We start from the raw sequence: 16,918 nt of genomic DNA, 5'->3' as shown, positions 1-16,918 counted from the left end.
GCTAGAGATCCACGACACCTTCACGCAGGGCCATCACCACCGCGTCCACGTGCGAGTTGACGCCCATCTTCCGGTAGATATGCGACAGGTGCGTGCGCACCGTCCGGCGCTCCAGCGTCATCACCCGCCCCACCTCCGCGTTGGACAGGCCCTTGGCCACGTAGCGCAGGACGTCCAGCTCCACGGCCGTCAGCCCCCAGGGCAGCTCGGCGGGCTTCTGGGCGGGCTTGGCTTGAACGGACTGGAAGTAGTTCCAGAAGCGCCGCGCGATGATGGGCTCCAGCACGGTGCCGCCGTCCATGACCTCCTGGATGCCGGAGCGGATCTTCTCCGGCCCCACCCGCTTCACCAGGTAGCCGGACGCGCCCGCCTGGATGGCCTCGTAGACCTTCTGCTCGTCCTCGAAGGACGTGAGGATGAGGATCTCCACCTCGGGGACGCGGCGCTTGACCTTCTGGGTCACCTGGATGCCGTTGAGGCCAGGCAGCTCCAGGTCCAGCAGGACGAGCTGCGGCCGCTCGCGGACGATGTCGTCCACGGCCTGCTCACCGTCCTGGGAAGTGCCCACGACCTCCAGCTCCGGGAAGGTGCCCAGCACCTTGACCAGGTTCTTCAGGAGCTGGGGCTGGTCCTCGACGACGAAGATGCGCGTGCGCTCCACGGAACTCACCGCCTGGTGGGGGGAGGCTGGAACTGTTCGTCCAGCTTCTGGTGCTGGCCCCGCGAGAAGCGGAGCTGGAAGTCCTTCTGCTCACCGGTGGAGATGGCCACCACGCGGATCTCACGGGTGCCCACGCGGACCGGGTAGTTCACCAGCGGCGTCGCGCGGCGCACCTTCGCCCCGTCGATGAAGACGTTCGCGGGGAGGTTCGTGCGCAGCGTGAGGAACGCGCGCTGGTTCTTCGGGGGCACGCCCGGCTCCGGCGAGTCCTCCTCCGCGTCCTCGTCCTCCACGTCGCGCGCGGTCGGATCCGGCGGCGGCGCGGGCCTGGGGGGCGTGATGGGCTTGAGCGCGGACGGGTTCGCGGCGGACGGCGGGGGGCCGTTCGCCACGGGCGCGTTCGGGTCGTAGCGGGGCAGCTCCGGTTCCTGCACGGGCTCCAGGCCCAGCCGCCACGTGGCGACCGCGAACATGAACAGGCCCACCCCGGCGATGCCGCCCGCGATGAAGAGCAGGCGCTTGCGGCGGGTCCCCGCGTCCACGCGCGGCGTCTCCACCGTGTCGAAGCGCTGGTGCACGGGCAGGTGCCGGTCCGACGGCGCGGGCTCCGCCATGTCGCTGCGCACGCGGCCCTCCGCCTTGGGAGGGGCCGCGCGGCGCTCCGAGCGGGGCTCGGCGGGAAGGGCCTCGGTGGGCTCGGCGCGGCCCCGGCGTTCCTGGCGGGGCGCGGCCGGCTCGGGGGCCTTGGGCGCCGCGGAGGGCGTGCCTCCGCCCGCGGAGAGGATCGCCGTCTCCTGGCCGGGGCCCCTGCCACCTGCCCCCTGAGCGGGGCGCAGGGCCGGGCGCTTCGTGGAGGGCGGCGGCTCGCCTTCAGCGCCCAGGGGCGGTCCGGGACGCAGGGCCGGACGGCGCCCGGAGGGTGGGACGGGTTCCTCACCGCCCAGGGGCACCCCGGGGCGCATGGCGGCGCGGCGGCCGGTGGGCACGGGCGGTTCGTCGTCGCCCAGCGGAGGGCCGGAGAAGTCCTCCACCACCTTCACGCGAGGGTTGCGCCCGGCGCGCGCGGAGGTCTGTCCCTGCGGGCCCGGCTGACGGTGGGACTTCTGCGCGAGCACCCCGGGTGGCGCGTCCCAGCCCTGCTCCAGCGGGCCCGCGTGCGAAGGGTCCGTGCTCCGCGTGTCGCTCGCGGGCTCGGGCTCCGGTGCGGGCGCGTCGTCCGCGAGGGCGTCCGGCGCGTAGTCCTCCGGACGGAACGCCTCGAAGCCGGGCGCGGCCTCCTGCGTGTCCGCGGAGGCCTCGTGCTCCGTGGGCGCGCGGCTGTACGGGGCGCGCTGGACGATGGACGCCTCGTGCTCCTCGGCGTGCAGGTCCTCCATCTCCGCGCCGGAGACGGGCTCCAACTGGAAGGGCTCCACGAACGGCACGGGCCCGGGGGCCGCGAGGCTCACCTCGTTGGGGAACAGCTCCGACACGAAGCGCCCCACCTCCTCCGCGCCGGGCAGGCCGCCGCCCGCGGAGAGGAAGTTGCGCAGGGCCTGGGCGAACTCTCCGCACGAGCGGAAGCGCCGCTGGGGCGCGGGGTCCAGCGCGCGCATGATGGCCGGATCCAACCGCGAGTTGATCCGCCGATCCAACCGGCTGGGCGGCGGCAGCGTCTCGCGGCGCGTGCTCACGCCGCTGCCGGGCACCACGGGCTCGCGCAGCGTGAGCAGCTCGTAGGCGATGGCGCCCAGCGAGTACACGTCCGACGCCTCCGTGGGCGTCTCCCCGCGAGCGACCTCCGGCGCGCGGTACGCGCTGCGGCCCCGGTGCGCGAACGTGCGCTTGAGCTGGGGCACGGACAGGAGCGCCTGGAGCGCGCCGAAGTCGCAGATGGCCGGGAAGCCGTCACGGGCCAGGAGCACGTTGCCAGGGGTGATGGCCCCGTGGACCACGCCCGCGTCGTGCGCGAGCTGCACGGTCTCCAGGAGCTGGATGACGATGGAGAGCGCCACCGTGGGCGGCAGCAGGACTTCCTTGGTGTTGAGGCGCTGGAGCGCGATGCCCAGCGTGAAGCCCTCCACGTCCTCGCGCACCACGGCGAGCCGCTGCTTCACGAAGCCCACGTCCACGACGTGGAGGAGGCCCGGGTGGCGCACGGGCTGGAGCCGGCGCACCGTCTCCGCCAGCTCGCGGGCATAGCCGGGGTCGGAGGTGCGCGGCAGGAAGAGCTTCACCGCGACGGGGATGGTGGGCAGCAGGACGGCTTCGTACAGCTCCGCCAGGTCCCCTGCCTCCGTGCGGCCGGTGAGCCGGTACGTCCCGCTCATCGGGGCTTCCGGGGCGTCTTGGGCGCGCCCGCGCGGCGGGGCACGGCGGCGAACATGAAGCCGCACCAGACGCACGACTCACCGCGCCGTCCGCGGGGCAGCTCCAGGGTGCAGCCGGGGCAGCGCGGGCGGGGCCGGGCGGAGCGGACGGTGGCGGCGGAGACGCTGGCGCGGGTGCGGACGGGGGGCGGCTTGCGCGCCTCCAGGGCGAGCCGGGCCTCCAGACGGCGCACCCGGTCCTCCAGCGCGGTGATGCGAGCGGCCAGGCGCGCGTGGAGGTCCTCGGCGGAGGCCGGGGATGGACGTGGGGTGCGCATCGTTGGACAGAAGCGTGCCAGCCCCGTGCGAAGCCCGCAAGGACGCGGGCGAAGGGCGAGCGGCGCATGTTATGTCTTGAGGTCCCGTGGCGCCCTACCTCTCCCCTTACCATCCCATCCCTGGCGGACCCTCCGTGGATCCGCTGCACGGGAGCTTCCGCTCCACCATCCACCGCGAGCGCGCCGAGGACGCGGCCCGCCGGGCGAGGGACCTGCTCACCGACGACGTGCTCGGCCGGCTGCTCACGACGCCGCGCGAGCCCACCGCCCAGGTGCCGCACTCGCGGGACGTGTTCGTCAACCGCAACCTGCGCATGGACCACGTCGAGCTCATCGGCTTCGACATGGACTACACGCTGGCCATCTACCACATGCGCCGGCTGGAGCAGCTGTCGTTCGACATGACGCTCGCGAAGCTGATCAGCGAGTACGGCTACCCGCCGTTCGTGGGCGGCCTGATCTACGACCACCACTTCGTGATGCGCGGGCTGGCGGTGGACCGCGTCAACGGCAACGTCCTGAAGATGGACCGCTTCGGTCACGTGGGGCGCGCGTACCACGGCCTGCGACCGCTCAAGCGCGACGCGTGGAAGGAGCTGTACCGCAACAAGCGCGTGCGGCTGCGCAACCCGCAGTTCGCGTGGAACGACACGCTCTTCGCGCTGCCGGAGACGTGCCTGTACTCGGGCATCATCGAGCTGATGGAGTCGCTGGGGCACACCGTGAACTACGGCAAGCTCTACGACGACATCCGCGAGGCCATCGACACGGTGCACCGGGACAACTCCCTCAAGCGGGAGATCCGCAAGGACCTGGCGCGCTACGTGTTCCTGGACCCGGAGCTGGGGCCGGCGCTGCACAAGCTGCGCTCGGGCGGCAAGCGGCTGTTCCTGCTGACGAACTCCGCGTGGGACTACACGAACGCGGTGATGCGCTACCTGCTGGAAGGACAGCTGCCGGAGTACCCCAGCTGGCGCAACTACTTCGACTTCGTGGTGACGGCGGCGGGCAAGCCGGCGTTCTTCACGGAGGCCCGGCCGTTCCTGGAGCTGGACTCGTCCACGGAGGCCGGCACGGTCGTGGGCGAGGCGAAGTCGCTGGAGCGCGGCACGGTGTACTCCGGCGGCAACCTGGCCCAGTTCGAGGAGTTCACGGGCTACCGGGGCGAGCACATCCTCTACGTGGGCGACCACATCTACGGCGACATCCTGAAGTCGAAGAAGTCGTCGCTGTGGCGCACGTGCATGATCGTCCAGGAGATTGAGGACGAGATCACGTACACGGACGCGCGGCGAGAGGAGATCGTCACGCTGTCCGAGGTGGAGCTGACGCGCGCGCGGCTGGACGACGAGGTGAACCACCGCAAGACGGTGTTGAACGCCCTGGAGCGCAGGCTGGAGCGCGAGGAGCTTCCCGCGGCGGAGCGGCAGGAGGTGGAGGAGCTGCGCAAGAAGACGAAGGCGGAGCTGGAGAAGCTGCGCCGGTCGTTGAAGGAGACCAACGGCATCGCGGACACGCTGGAGCGCGACGTCGAGGAGGGCTTCAATCCGTACTGGGGGCTGCTCTTCAAGGAGGGCAACGAGAACAGCCGCTTCGGCTACCAGGTGGAGCAGTACGCGTGTCTCTACACGAGCCGCGTGTCGAACTTCCTGCACCACTCGCCAATGCAGTACTACCGCTCGCCCCGGGACTTGATGGCGCACGAGCAGGCCGGAGCGCTGTCGAGCAAGCTGTCCCCGATGGGCAGCGAAGGCCCGCCGAAGGGATCGTCGGAGAAGGAGTAGACGGTCCGATTCACAGGAATTAAGCGTTAAGACCGCAAGCCACCTATAGCAGTAAGCCTCAGCACCCAAATCGGAGGCATTAAATATGGCCATCGACGAAGAACGCATCAGGCAATTTATTGCCGAACGCCCAATGCGCTCAGCCATTGCAGCCATTGTTCGACGTGCAGGCTTCATAATTGCCTGGGTCGAATCCAATGTTCCAGAACGATGGGGCTTTTACCTAAAGCTCAACTCAAACCTCAAAGAACTATTCGGCACCAATCGCGAAGTGCTGCTCTGGGTAGTTGAGCACAGAGAATTCCAGGCCCGAACTGTCAGCCAAGCAGCCGAAATAATCGAACGTGAACGCCCACGCCTTTGCGAGGACTTCGCCCTAATATTTGCAACAGACAGAAACACAGCTAATCACGTTGCCGAAACATCCGATCGCATGATGACAGCCATGATCGGAATTTCGACCGAAGAGATTCCATGGCTAACGCCGCATGGCAATCTCGACTTCGTGCGGTGGATTCAAAAACAGCTGTTCTCCAAAGACCTCTACTACATCTCAACCGCAATCACCAGCCCAAATGCCTTTTATGGCCGCCGCTCACTGATTACAGAAGTTGTCGAGCAACTCAAACGCGGCAGTGCCCACATTGGTCTCTTCGGATTAAGAAAGATGGGGAAAACATCCTTCCTCTTTCGAGTCGCAGCTGCCCTCCAGCAGAGCCAGGATGTCTTTTGGGCACACACCGACATACAACGTCTGGATGCAATCAACCCGACGGCAGAGTATTTCCTTTGGAGCTTAGGAGAAGCGCTTCTTGACGCCAATTCTCAACTAAGAAGGCTCAAAGGCTTTCGTCTTTTCGGACGTCATGAAGTTTTCGTGGACATAGAGAAGACATCAAGCGTCTGGGAGTATTTCGACCACGACATTCGCCTCATCCTACGTGAGACAAAGAAGAAGATCGTGTTTCTGTTGGATGAAGTCGAGTTGATGTCTCCAACCACGCCAGGCTCTCACTGGGGAAACGCCTTTGTCAGATCCTGGCGCCTCCTTCGCGGCCTTGAGCAACAGAACGCAGGCCGCATTTCATACTTCATTACGGGGACCAATCCGCAGTGCATCGAAACCAACCTACTTGATGGACTGGAAAACCCAGCCTACAACTACTTCTCTAAGCGCTACCTCTCTCAACTGACAACAGAAGAGTGCGCCGATCTGCTCGTAAATATCGGCAGTAGGATGGGGCTGAACTGGTCGAACGAGGCCCAAGAGAGACTAATTCGAAGCGTAGGCGGACATCCATTCTTACTAAGAGCTTACGCTTCTCGAGTACACAAAGCACTATTGCCACGAATAGAGTCGCGCAAGGTCACTCCTGAGATCGTTTCGGCACAACTGGAAGCCTTTATTGCCGACGTCAATTCAACACTCAGCCAAATGATTGAAGTCCTCGCCGATCAATACCACAGCGAGTACTACCTCTTCGAAACACTCGCCATCGGCAACATTGGCGAGTTTCAAGAACTCTCCCAGGCTTTTCCTGATGACATCGCCCACCTGAGAGGCTACGGGCTGGTTGACTCCGATCCCAATAGCGCAAGCATATCTATCGAAGTACTCCAAACATGGATGCAGCGCAGAAATCGGATTCGAAGGCTAGCTCCCATGCTGCATGACGCGGGCAGTCCTCAGCCAGGAGATGAGATTGAGGGCTATAAAATCATTGCAGCGCTAGGGAGACCTGGTGGATTCGCTCAGGTTTTTCAAGCCCAAAAAGGCAACAAAGACAGCGTCGCTCTGAAAATATTCAAATCCGCATCACTGGCTGTTCTGCAGCGCGAAGTCGATGCACTGTCCTACATAAGCCATAAGAACATAGTTAAGATTCTTGATCACGGCAAAACCCCCTCGGGGCTTGTGTACTTGGTAATGGAACATCTGGCCGGAAAGACACTGTTGGCTTGTTGCGAACGTTCCGCCCGACTTGCTCCTTCCGTTGCGATCGAAGTAACCAAGGAATTGCTGGGTGCTTTAATTGAGCTTCATCCAAACGAACGAGATTTGGACGAACTGCGTCAAAAAACCTCACTTGACGCCCAAGAATTTGAACGATTCAACAAGGCACGCCATGGCTACATCCACCGCGACATCAAACCAGAGAATGTAATGCTAGTTCCTGGACGCGGAGCCGTGCTGATTGACTTTAACATCTCCACCAGGGTTGGAACGCCCGTCAAGACAGTTTCATCGACGCCAGGATATCTTCCGCCTGATGGGCTTTCCAATGATTGGACGCCGTCCGTCGACCTCTTCCAATTGGGGCTTACAATGCTCCAAGCCACTGTTGGTCATCAGTACAACGGCGACAATTTGGCCGACCTCAGAGCAATATGCGCGAAGGATGTCCCCAACCCATTACGTGACGTGCTTCTTCGAATGACAGCAGACGTTGCAGGCGGACGATTTTCCTCCGCTTATGCTGCGCTTGTGGCGCTCGGCTCTGGTTCAACACCATTGGCTTGAATTCAAAAATCCTGCTTTATTTTTCAGCCAAAACTCGCCCCCAGATGACGTCTCTGAAGCGCGAGGTGGGCGCCGGTTCGATGCCCAGCTTCTTCAGGTCATCGGTGTGGCGGGCGCCCTTCACGACGACCCATCGGCGGGCGACGCGCCTCCCCTCCTCCACCGCTTCGGGGGTGAGGGGGGCGTGCTCCGCGAAGCGGCGCAGGACGTCGAAGGCGGGCTGGGCCTTCTTGGGTTTGGCGAACATCGGGTCGAAGAAGACGACGTCGAAGGACTTCGCGGGCAGCGTCTTCAGGTACGCATGCGCGTCCGCGTGGAGCACTTCGATGGCGCACGAGTCCGCGCCCCGGTGGTAGCGCTGGAGCCCCTCCGCCGCGACGATGCAAAGAGGCAGGCTCTTCTCCAGGCAGACGACCCGCCCCGTGGGTCCCACGGCGAGCGAAGCCACCAGCGCATCCTGGGCCAGGCCCAGGGTGCAGTCGAGCACGGCGTCACCCGGGACGATTTCGGCGACCTTGAGGAACGCGTCGTCGCGCTGTCCCTGACGAAGGCGCATGCGCCGCAAGTGCGCCATGCCGGCATGGAAGCCAAACGACCCCTGCGGCTCCCACAGCGTCACGCCATCGCCACCGACGACAAGCAGCGCCTCCACCTTCGTGCCCAGCCAGGGCGCGATGCCCTCACTGGAGCGGCGAGAAAGGAACGGAAGGTTCCACCGCGCGGCCACGGCCCGCGCCTCGCGCACCGTGGCCACGTCCGTCTTCGTGCTGGTAGTGACGGCGAGGGGGAGCGGGGTCATCTCGGAACGTATAGCCGGGTATGGTCCTGGACGTGCGGCGAAGGAGCGCCACTGCATCCATGGTCGAAGACCTCGAAGGCGACTGGCATCAACTCCGTGTCCTCGACACGCGCGCTCAACAGGCAGGAACGGTCGCCCTGGATGACGCCCTGCGCACGCTCCTGCGCAGGGCCGGCCCTTCCGTGGCCATGCCCTCCACAGAAGTAGAAGCCTGCCTGCGCACCCCGGAAGCCGCGCTCGCTCTCCTCCACCAGATGCGCCAACGCGTCACGGAGGGCTCCCGGCGCATGAGCGACGCACTCCACCGCATGTACCGTCTTCGCGACCAGGGCGACCTGGACGGCGCGCGCCAGCAGATGCGCGACCTGCTCGCCGTGGAGGTCGTGCCCTACTACCGCGAACTCGCGCAGGGCCAGCTCGCGGACCTGGACTGAGAGGCCCTACTCCGCGACCGCCTGGAGCTTCCGGCCACCCTGCATCTGCGCCACCGTCACGGACTGGTTCCGGCCGTTGCGCTTGGAGTGGTAGAGGCACTGGTCCGCCAGGTCGATCATCTGCTGCTTCTCCATGGCGTTGTCCGGGAACGTCGCGATGCCCAGCGACATCGTGATGCGCAGCGGGCCCATCTCCGTCTGGAACACCTCCGCCATCACCGCCTCGCGGATGCGCTCGGCGATGATCTTCGCGCCCTGCACGTCCGTCTCCGGCATCACCATCACGAACTCCTCGCCGCCGTAGCGAGCGACGACGTCCGTGTCCCGCGCCAGCGTCTTGATGATGCGCGCCACGCCCTTGAGCACCTGGTCGCCCGTCGGGTGCCCGTACGTGTCGTTCACGCTCTTGAAGTGGTCCACGTCCGTCAACATGATGGAGCACTTGCGGTTGTACCGCCGCGCCTGCGCCAGGATCTCGTCCGCGCGCGACTGGAACGTGCGGTGGTTGAGCAGCCCCGTGAGGCCGTCCGTCGTCGCCATCCGCTCCATCTGCTCGTAGAGCTGCGCGCGCAACACCGCCTGCGCCGCCTGGATGGCGATGACTTCAATCATCCGCAGCACGTCCTGCTCGAACGCCGTCTTCTTGCGCGACCCCGCCACCAGCGTGCCCAGGATGCGGTCCCCCGCCACCAGCGGGAAGATCTTCAGCGCGCCCAGGCCGCGCACCTGCGTCTCCTCGTCGAAGATGACCTGGCGGTCCATCGCCTTGATGTCCCGCCCCGGCAGCGGCGCGCCGTAGCGCACCACGTTCGCGACCAGGCCGTTGTTGTCCTGGAACGTGCGCCCCTCCAGCGCCTTGCCCTGCGCCGTGACGCCCGTCATCCGCATCACGCGGTGCACCCGCTTGCCCTCCTGCTCCGACACCAGCGTCACCGCGCAAAAGTCCAGCCCCGCCAGCTGCCGCGTCGCCTCCAGCACCGCCACGAACACCTGGTCCGGGCTGCCCGCGCGGTTCAGCTCCTCGATGGCGCGGAAGAACCGGTCCTTCTCGTCGCGCGTCTTGCGGATGTAGCTCATCACCCGCTCCACCTCGATGGAGCGCAGCACCTCTCCGGCGATGGTGGTGAGCATCTTCTCGTCCTGGTCCGTGAACGGCTCGTTCTTGAGCTTGTCCGCCACCAGCACGCCGCGCACCAGGCCGCTGCCCTCGAGGATGGGCACCGCCAGCAGCGCCTGCACCGTGGGGCCGCCACCCTCGTAGTACGTGACGCCCTTCAAGCCCTGCGGCGAGTTCATCCGCACCGGCGCGCGGCGCTTCAGCACCCCGCCGATGATGCCCTCGCCCGCGTTGAACTTCTCCCGCTGCACCCGCTCGGACGCGGACCGGCAGTCGTACAGCTTCAGGCTCCGGTCGTCGGACGTGAGCAGGAACGCCGCGCAGGTGTCCGTGCGCAGGCCCGTCTCCGCGATCTCGAGCGCCGCGTGCACCGCGCCCTCAATCTCCTTCACCGACGCCACCAGCCACTTCTCGTCGGAGTTCATCCCGCTGAAGCTGTCCTGCGTGCCGGAGGACACCAGCCGGAAGGTGCGCGCGCGCTCCTCCACCTCGCGGATGCGCTTCTGCACCGCGTCCGACTCGGCGCGCTTCGCCACCGCCATCCGCGCGGACAGCACCAGGTGGTACAGCCCCGCGAACAGCGCCAGGAACAGCGTGTGCGTCAGGAAGCCCGTGACGTTCACCACCGGCCCGCCCAGCGTCACGAGGCCGTCGTACACCAGCGCGATGCCCAAGAGCGTCATGCCCGCGTTGCGCGGCAGGAACGCCACCAGGAACGCCATCAGGAGATAGACGATGGGGAACAGCTCCCCGCCGCCGATGGCCACCACGATGAAGGCCGCGGAGATGAGCCCGCCGCCCAGCTCCAGGTCGTCGCGCAGGTCGATGACCGCGCCCACCGAGGAGCGCATCGCCCGGCGCCACGCCGCCATGCCGATGCCGACGAGCAGCCCCACCACCAGCGCCGCTTCCGTCCACCCCAGCGTGTGCAGGCCCCGGAAGCCGCCCTGCGCCAGGTGCACGAAGGTGGCCAGCGCCACCGCCGCGGGGATGGCGCGGAAGAACGCGCGCACGAGCTTCGCGGGCGAGGGCACCACGGACAGCGAGGTCATGGCGACTCCAGATGGAAGACGATTTCGCCCGGCTTCACGTAGCCGAGCTCCTCACGCACCGACTGCTCCAGCGTCGCCGGGTCCTTGCGCAGCGCCGCGATCTCCTTGCGAAGCGCGTCGTTCTGCGCGGCCAGCGAGCGGTTGCGCTCGTCGAGCGCCTCCACGTCCTGCCGCAGGCGCAGGTAACGACGGAAGCCCTTGGCGTCCGCCACCGAAGCGAGGCTCAGGGCCACCGCCACCACCGCCGCCACCATCAGGAGCTTTCGCCGGGACGTCATGAGCGCCGGCGAAGGTACCAGCGGCCCCCCTGCCCGCAAGAATTCCGCTCCAGCCCTGTAGCACTCCCCGGCAGGGGCGAAGCTCAGTCCGCCTTCAGCAGCTTTTCGATGGCCTTCGCCACGTCCGACTGGCCCTCGACGCCCTGCCACGCGGCCACCGCGCGGCCGTGCTTGTCCAGGAGCACCGTGCTGGGCAGCGCCCGGATGCGGCCGAAGGCGCTCTCACCGGCGCGCATCCGCTCGTCCGACAGCAGCACCGGGTACGGAAAGGCGTAGTGGTCCGCGAAGGGACCCAGCACCTTGCCCTCGTCGATGTCCATGCCCACCGCGACGACCTGGAAGCCCTGGGGACCGTACGTCTCCTGCAACTGCTTGAGCGTGGGCAGGTCCGCCAGGCACGGGAAGCACCAGGTGGCCATGAAGGACACCAGCACCACCTTGCCCGGGAGCTGCCGGGGGTCGTAGCGCGCGGGCCCCACCGACGGCAGCCACAGCGCCCGGTAGAACGCGGGCCCGGCGTCCACCGGCCCGCCGTGGGCACAGGCGCCGGTCAGAGCCAGCGCACCCAGCGCCACCGCGCACGCGAGCGCGCGTCGCCGCACCGGACCCACGCGGCTCAGGCCTCCGTCCCCGGAGGGCCACCCCGCAGCTGGCACTCCCGGCACAGGCCGTACAGCTCCATCTTGTGCGACGTCACCGTGAAGCCGTGCTTGCGCGCCACCGCGTCCTGGAGCGTCTCGATGCGGTCGTTCTCGAACTCGACGATGGTGCCGCAGCTGGTGCAGATGAGGTGGTCGTGGTGCTCGCGCCCCGCCGCCGCCTCGTAGCGCGTCTGCCCGTCACCGAAGTTGCGCGCGTGGGCCAGGCCGCACTCGTTGAGCAGCTTCATGGTCCGGTAGACGGTGGCCACGGACACCTTGGTGTCCTGCTCACGCACCTTGTTCCACAGCTCCTCCACGGACAGGTGGCCTCCCACCTCGAAGAACGTGTCGATGATGAGGCTGCGCTGACGAGTGCTCTTCAGGCCGTGCTGGGCCATGTAGCGGGCCAGCACCTCGTCCTTGTCCTTCTCTGAATGGGAGTGGCTGTGGTGATGGGTCGTCATCTGCAATCTCTGGAGCACCCCATGTGTTGAGGTGGGAATGCCTGCTCCCGCAAGACAATTTCGCCAACCGGCCCCGGCAAGCGCCTGCTTCCCCGCTGACTACCACGGACTCGAGCGCCTTCGACTTGCGCCGCGCGTGAGCTGTTTACATTGAGGCCGGACTGGCTCATTGACACCTGTCTGGCCGCGAAGATAGAGGCATCCGCCCTCGTAAACGAGCAATTTTCCGAACCTTTCCATGATCAGTCCCTGGCAGAGAAGACGGCAGCCCGATGACGTACCCACCCCGGTGGCGGTGGCGGTGTCGGACTTCTGCCGACGCGCGAAGGCTCCGGCCCCCGCACAGCAGGTCCGCGAGGCGCTCGCGCTCCTCACCGAGGAGGAGGACTTCCGGGTCCGGGCCCTCACGGACGGTGAACCGGAGACGTCCCCCCTGGGGCCCTTCGCGGTGGTGGACATCCTGCGCGGCGTGACGCCGTCGCTCGCGGCCCAGCGCCAGGAGTGCGGGTACTACGACGTGGTCCAGGAGCTGGCCCAGGTGCGCGAGGAGAAGACGCCGCCCCCCGCGCCCGCTCCCACCACGCCCGTGTTCGCCACCCCCTCCCCGGCCCCCGAGGAGACGGACCCGAAGACGGGCCGCCGCAAGAGCGCCAAGGCGGAGGCCGCCGCCGTCCAGGAGCGCATCGCTCCGAAGAAGCGCACCACCGACGCGGACGACGCCGACGCGGGCACCCCGGCCGCCGCGGCGCCCCAGGCTCCGCAAGCTCCGGACGAAGAGGCCCCGCGCTTCCTCAAGCGCGAGCTGCCCCGCCCCCGCGGCCGCTTCACCCGCGTGGAGGCCCAGCGACTGTCGTTCTTTGAACTGACGCGCGCCGAGGGCAAGGAGACGCTGGAGGCGGCCATCGAGGCCACGGAGCACCGCTACTCGCTGCTGCGCACGCTGGAGCACCGCTACAACGGCCCGCGCGGCGAGCTGACCCAGGTGGACATGGAGAACGTGCTGCGCCAGCACGGCATCATGGAGACGCTGGAGGCCCGCGAGCGCCACAACATCCAGACGGCCTACGCCTCGCAGCGCGGCGCCACCGGCCGCGTGGCCTGGGCGCTGGGCCTGTCCCCCAGCGAGCTGCAGCGGCTGGTGCACGCGCTCAAGCTCGAGGAAGAGGTGGAGGCGCTGCGCGAGCGCTTCCGCAACGAGGTCCTGGCGACGGGCCACCTCACCCACCGGCTGGATCTGCTCGGCCGGGACAAGTACCTGGTGGACCTGGGCATCCAGAAGCGCTTCGCCGACGCGCTCCGCAAGGAGCTGGAGCGGCTGGCGAAGGACGCCCTGCCGGACGCCACGGACCTGCACTCGCTGGCCAACGTCGTGGGGCGCAAGCACGGCGCGCCCGCGGAGCTGGTCACCCGCGCCTTTGAACGCCTGAACCTGACGGAAAGCCTGCGCAAGCAGCTCTCCGCCCAGGCCCAATCCCCTTCGCACTGACTCATCGACACGAGGTACCCACCCCATGCCCATCTACGAGTACGGCTGCTCGGCCTGTGGAAAGACCATCGACGTCCTGCAGAAGATGTCGGACCCGACGCCCCCCGCGTGCACCGCGTGCGGCGCCCAGGGCACGCTGAGCAAGCAGGTCAGCCGCTCCAGCTTCCACCTCAAGGGAGGCGGCTGGTACTCGGACCTGTACGGCTCCACGAAAAAGGACGGCGGCGGCTCGTCATCGTCGTCCTCTTCATCGCCGTCCACGTCCGCCGCGTCGACGACGAGCAGCAGCGCGCCGGCCGCCGCGGCTCCCGCGGCCGCGCCGGCGCCTGCGTCCGGCGACAAGTCGTAGCGCGCCTTCGTCCCACCGCCCCCGGCTGAAAATTCGCTGGGGGCGCGGGGAGGCCGCAGACTTGACGCGTGCCCTTTCCTCCCTCGAAGCGTCCCCCCCGTCACTGCGCGCTGTGCGGCCATCCGGAGCTGACGGATGCGCGGGGGCAGGGGCGATTCCTCCTGGTCGCGGACCCGCATGGCCGTGGCCCCGTGTGTCCTCCGCAGCGCGGCTGCCGCAACGGGAAGCTCGCGGCGACGGACACGCCGGCGCTGACGCAGGCCATCCGCTAGGCTAAGCAGGCACCCTCAGAGCGCGCGCGTTCCTTCCCGCGTGCCTCCAGGTGCCATGCCGCGTTCCTTCCGCTCGCTGTCGTCCCGTCTCCTGGTGCCGCTGCTGGCCGTCGTCGTCGCCTCGGCCGGCTGCGCGTCCGCCACCCGCATGTCCCCCGAGGATCGCGCCTCGCTGGACCGGACCCTCACCGGCCCGGACGCGGACCAGTACCTGCGCGTCTCCGCCTACCTGACGCCCTTCTTCGGGGACGCGTCCAAGCGGCTGCTCACGCCCTACCCGCCGGAGGACGTGCGTCTGGTGGACGACACCCAGGGCAAGCCCATCAACCCCGGCCCCATCCAGGCCACCCTCCCCGCCGGCTCGCGCGTGCGCATCACCAAGGTGGAGTTCCCCACCGCGTGGGTCGTCACCGAGCGCGTCCTCTACTCCCCGCGCACCTGGCCGTGGGTGTACGTGATGGTGGAGGGCGCGCCCGCGGGCGAGCAGGTGGTGCTGGTGCTGCCGCCCAACCTCGACCGGCCGGACGCGTTCCGCGCGGAGCTGGAGAAGACGCTGTCGCCCCACCCGCTGACGGAGCAGCTCAACGGCTTCAGCGCGGCGGTGAAGGAGGCCGTGCGCGCCAAGAAGCTGGTGGCGGACATGCCCGCGGACGCGGTGCGCATGGCCTGGGGGCCTCCGGAGTCCGTGCGCCGCACGCTGGAGGGCACCGCGAAGAACGAGGAGTGGCGCTACGCCGGGGAGCGCCGCAAGGCGTTCCTCACCGACGGAAAGCTGGTGCGCGCGGAGGAGGCGGGCAAGCCCGTCCTTCCGTAACGCGCCTTAGCGCCGGCCGCCGCGGCGGTGCTGCTTCTTGCCGCCGCCGCCCCCGCCCTTTCGCTGGGCCTGGGCCTCTCCCGGCCGGGTGAGGCGGGGCAGCTCGCCGGCCATCACCGGCCAGTAGTCGCCCTTGAGGAGCTCCTCCACCAGCTGCGCCTGGGTGAGCACGTCGCGCTTGAAGAAGGTGGCGCCGCGGCCCATCTCGTCCAGGGAGCCGCGCGCGTCACTGCCGCCCACGCAGGGCAGCTTGAGCGCGTCCGCGGCCTCCACGGCCAGGTCGTTCGCGGTCTGCTTCACCTTGGCGTTGTAGCCCTCCACGGCGCACAGCACGCCCGACAGCGAGCGCACGTAGTCCATGGCGGGGTTGGGCACGTCGCGGTCGAAGGGGCGGGCCGCGACGATGGCCGCGCCCAGGGCCTTCACCTTGGGAAGGCACTCGGCGGCGCTCCAGGGCTTCTCCCGGTTGCTGCCCCACATCTGCACGGGCTCGGGCGCCAGCTCCGGCTTCGGGAAGAAGCACAGGTACTGGCCCTTGTCCGTCACCAGCTCCAGGCCCACGAAGACCTTCACCTTGGACTTCGCGCCGATCTCGAAGAGCTCGTCGCAGCCGTCCTGGGTGTTGGTCTCCGTGAACGCCACCGCGTCCAGGCCGAACATCGCCGCCCGCTCCAGCACGGCGCGCGGCTCCAGTTCGCACCCCTTGGACAGATGGGAATGGGCGTGTAGGTCGATGAGCATGGGCGACGCGTGCCTAACAGGCCTCCCCGGGCCTGTCGAGCCCGCGCGCACGCACCGCTCAGGCGTAGGCGTAGGACTGGAAGTTGCCCTGCTTGGCCTGGCTGTTCTTCTCCTCGTAGGTGCGGATGAGGTAGCCCATCAGCATCAGCGAGGAGGTGTTCTCCAGCACCCGCGACGGGTCCTTGGAGATGAGGTTCGCGCTGTAGTTCAGGAAGAACTGCGCCAGCTCCTCGCCCGCCTCCTTCACGATGAGGGCGTTGAGCGCACTCGGTTCCATGGTGCGGATGGTGTTGATGAAATCGACCGCCAGGTCCTTCTTCGTCTTCATGTCCACGGTCCTGCCCCCTCTTTCCGCCCTGGCCTGGAAGCCGAAAATGGCTCCGGGCCCCCGCCCCAATCCACGAACCGGGTGCGACCGGGTGAACCTATGCATGCCGCCCGACCTGCAAACCCCCACCCCGGCCACGCCCCCCCGCTCCCTCGTGGATCACGACTTTTGGACCGCAGCATTTTTGACACCCTGAAAAGGCGTGTGCGATAACCCCCGGTCAAGCCTTTTCTCACCACCGCACAAGGAGTGGCAGGCGATGTTCACGGGCGTGAAGGTCTTCTCCGCGACGAAGGCCAAGGAGCGGGAAGAGTTGGGTGAGAACGTCACCCGCTGGATCAAGAGCAACGCGGACCTGGAGATCGTGGACCGGGTCGTGTGTCAGTCCTCCGACAACGAGTTCCACTGCTACACCCTGGTGCTCTTCTACAAGCACGCGAAGCCGCCGGCCTGACGGCCGCGCAGCGCCAGGCCGCATCCGGGCCCGACCTCTTCTGGCCACGTTCCGTTCCGGGGCGTGCGGGGAGGCCGGGCCTTTCCATTTCCGTATG

General features: G+C 67.5%; 18 protein-coding genes. 8 read left to right on the top strand and 10 right to left on the bottom strand.

What is annotated here, in order from left to right; genetic code table 11:
* Nucleotide 1 precedes the first annotated feature (1 nt).
* The 3 genes from JYK02_RS00090 to JYK02_RS00080 are packed head-to-tail and all read right to left on the bottom strand — an operon-like array spanning nucleotide 2 to nucleotide 3,287.
* Entirely contained in the window at nucleotides 2-661 is a 660-nt protein-coding gene (locus JYK02_RS00090; RefSeq protein ID WP_207047815.1) for a response regulator, read from the bottom strand.
* A gap of 5 nt (nucleotides 662-666) precedes the next feature.
* A complete protein-coding gene (locus tag JYK02_RS00085; protein WP_207047814.1) occupies nucleotides 667-2,970 on the bottom strand; it encodes a serine/threonine protein kinase in 2,304 nt (767 codons plus the stop codon).
* A complete protein-coding gene (locus JYK02_RS00080; RefSeq protein ID WP_207047813.1) occupies nucleotides 2,967-3,287 on the bottom strand; it encodes a hypothetical protein in 321 nt (106 codons plus the stop codon). The genes JYK02_RS00085 and JYK02_RS00080 overlap by 4 nt, the downstream gene beginning before the upstream one ends.
* An 86-nt stretch (nucleotides 3,288-3,373) precedes the next feature.
* Here JYK02_RS00080 and JYK02_RS00075 point away from each other — a divergent pair, with 86 nt between their 5' ends.
* Nucleotides 3,374-5,071 carry an HAD-IG family 5'-nucleotidase gene (locus JYK02_RS00075; RefSeq protein ID WP_207047812.1) on the top strand — a complete coding sequence of 566 codons (1,698 nt, stop codon included), beginning with the start codon at nucleotides 3,374-3,376 and terminating at the stop codon, nucleotides 5,069-5,071.
* Nucleotides 5,072-5,156: 85 nt separating this feature from the next.
* Nucleotides 5,157-7,592 carry a serine/threonine-protein kinase gene (locus tag JYK02_RS00070; RefSeq protein ID WP_207047811.1) on the top strand — a complete coding sequence of 812 codons (2,436 nt, stop codon included), beginning with the start codon at nucleotides 5,157-5,159 and terminating at the stop codon, nucleotides 7,590-7,592.
* Nucleotides 7,593-7,608: 16 nt separating this feature from the next.
* On the opposite strand, the gene JYK02_RS00065 is transcribed toward JYK02_RS00070, so the two are convergent.
* Nucleotides 7,609-8,391, bottom strand: coding sequence for a class I SAM-dependent methyltransferase (locus JYK02_RS00065; protein ID WP_207047810.1), 783 nt, complete (start codon nucleotides 8,389-8,391; stop codon nucleotides 7,609-7,611).
* A 20-nt stretch (nucleotides 8,392-8,411) separates the two neighbouring features.
* Here JYK02_RS00065 and JYK02_RS00060 point away from each other — a divergent pair, with 20 nt between their 5' ends.
* A complete protein-coding gene (locus JYK02_RS00060) occupies nucleotides 8,412-8,825 on the top strand; it encodes a DUSAM domain-containing protein (protein WP_347402395.1) in 414 nt (137 codons plus the stop codon).
* A gap of 6 nt (nucleotides 8,826-8,831) precedes the next feature.
* Here JYK02_RS00060 and JYK02_RS00055 read toward each other — a convergent pair whose 3' ends face one another.
* The 4 genes from JYK02_RS00055 to JYK02_RS00040 all read right to left on the bottom strand — a co-directional run bounded on the left by JYK02_RS00055 (nucleotide 8,832) and on the right by JYK02_RS00040 (nucleotide 12,377).
* Entirely contained in the window at nucleotides 8,832-10,994 is a 2,163-nt protein-coding gene (locus tag JYK02_RS00055; RefSeq protein ID WP_207047808.1) for a sensor domain-containing diguanylate cyclase, read from the bottom strand.
* A complete protein-coding gene (locus tag JYK02_RS00050) occupies nucleotides 10,991-11,272 on the bottom strand; it encodes an FtsB family cell division protein (protein WP_139917371.1) in 282 nt (93 codons plus the stop codon). Before JYK02_RS00050 ends, JYK02_RS00055 begins: the two co-directional genes overlap by 4 nt.
* Nucleotides 11,273-11,355: 83 nt before the next feature.
* Entirely contained in the window at nucleotides 11,356-11,883 is a 528-nt protein-coding gene (locus tag JYK02_RS00045; RefSeq protein WP_207047807.1) for a redoxin family protein, read from the bottom strand.
* A 5-nt stretch (nucleotides 11,884-11,888) separates the two neighbouring features.
* Nucleotides 11,889-12,377: a Fur family transcriptional regulator gene (locus tag JYK02_RS00040; protein ID WP_207047806.1), complete on the bottom strand. Its 489-nt coding sequence runs from the start codon at nucleotides 12,375-12,377 to the stop codon at nucleotides 11,889-11,891.
* A gap of 238 nt (nucleotides 12,378-12,615) precedes the next feature.
* Between JYK02_RS00040 and JYK02_RS00035 the strand changes: the two genes are divergently transcribed.
* From JYK02_RS00035 to JYK02_RS00020, 4 genes are all read left to right on the top strand, one after another.
* Entirely contained in the window at nucleotides 12,616-13,863 is a 1,248-nt protein-coding gene (locus JYK02_RS00035) for a hypothetical protein (protein ID WP_207047805.1), read from the top strand.
* A 25-nt stretch (nucleotides 13,864-13,888) separates the two neighbouring features.
* Nucleotides 13,889-14,212, top strand: a complete 324-nt coding sequence (locus JYK02_RS00030; protein WP_207047804.1) for an FmdB family zinc ribbon protein — start codon at nucleotides 13,889-13,891, stop codon at nucleotides 14,210-14,212.
* Nucleotides 14,213-14,280: 68 nt separating this feature from the next.
* A complete protein-coding gene (locus JYK02_RS00025; protein WP_120530714.1) occupies nucleotides 14,281-14,484 on the top strand; it encodes a hypothetical protein in 204 nt (67 codons plus the stop codon).
* Nucleotides 14,485-14,539: 55 nt separating this feature from the next.
* Entirely contained in the window at nucleotides 14,540-15,298 is a 759-nt protein-coding gene (locus JYK02_RS00020) for a hypothetical protein (protein ID WP_207047803.1), read from the top strand.
* A 6-nt stretch (nucleotides 15,299-15,304) separates the two neighbouring features.
* On the opposite strand, the gene JYK02_RS00015 is transcribed toward JYK02_RS00020, so the two are convergent.
* Nucleotides 15,305-16,039, bottom strand: a complete 735-nt coding sequence (locus JYK02_RS00015; RefSeq protein ID WP_207047802.1) for a PHP-associated domain-containing protein — start codon at nucleotides 16,037-16,039, stop codon at nucleotides 15,305-15,307.
* Nucleotides 16,040-16,097: 58 nt separating this feature from the next.
* Nucleotides 16,098-16,373, bottom strand: coding sequence for a hypothetical protein (locus JYK02_RS00010; RefSeq protein ID WP_043321624.1), 276 nt, complete (start codon nucleotides 16,371-16,373; stop codon nucleotides 16,098-16,100).
* Nucleotides 16,374-16,626: 253 nt separating this feature from the next.
* Between JYK02_RS00010 and JYK02_RS00005 the strand changes: the two genes are divergently transcribed.
* Nucleotides 16,627-16,821 (top strand): hypothetical protein, encoded by a 195-nt coding sequence (locus JYK02_RS00005; RefSeq protein ID WP_014397120.1) that lies wholly within the window; start codon nucleotides 16,627-16,629, stop codon nucleotides 16,819-16,821.
* Nucleotides 16,822-16,918: the final 97 nt, after the last annotated feature.

The organism is Corallococcus macrosporus, assembly GCF_017302985.1.
GTDB classification, from domain to species: domain Bacteria; phylum Myxococcota; class Myxococcia; order Myxococcales; family Myxococcaceae; genus Corallococcus; species Corallococcus macrosporus_A.
Note: the sequence above shows the minus strand (reverse complement) of the source record. Positions and strands in the feature narration are given on the sequence as shown.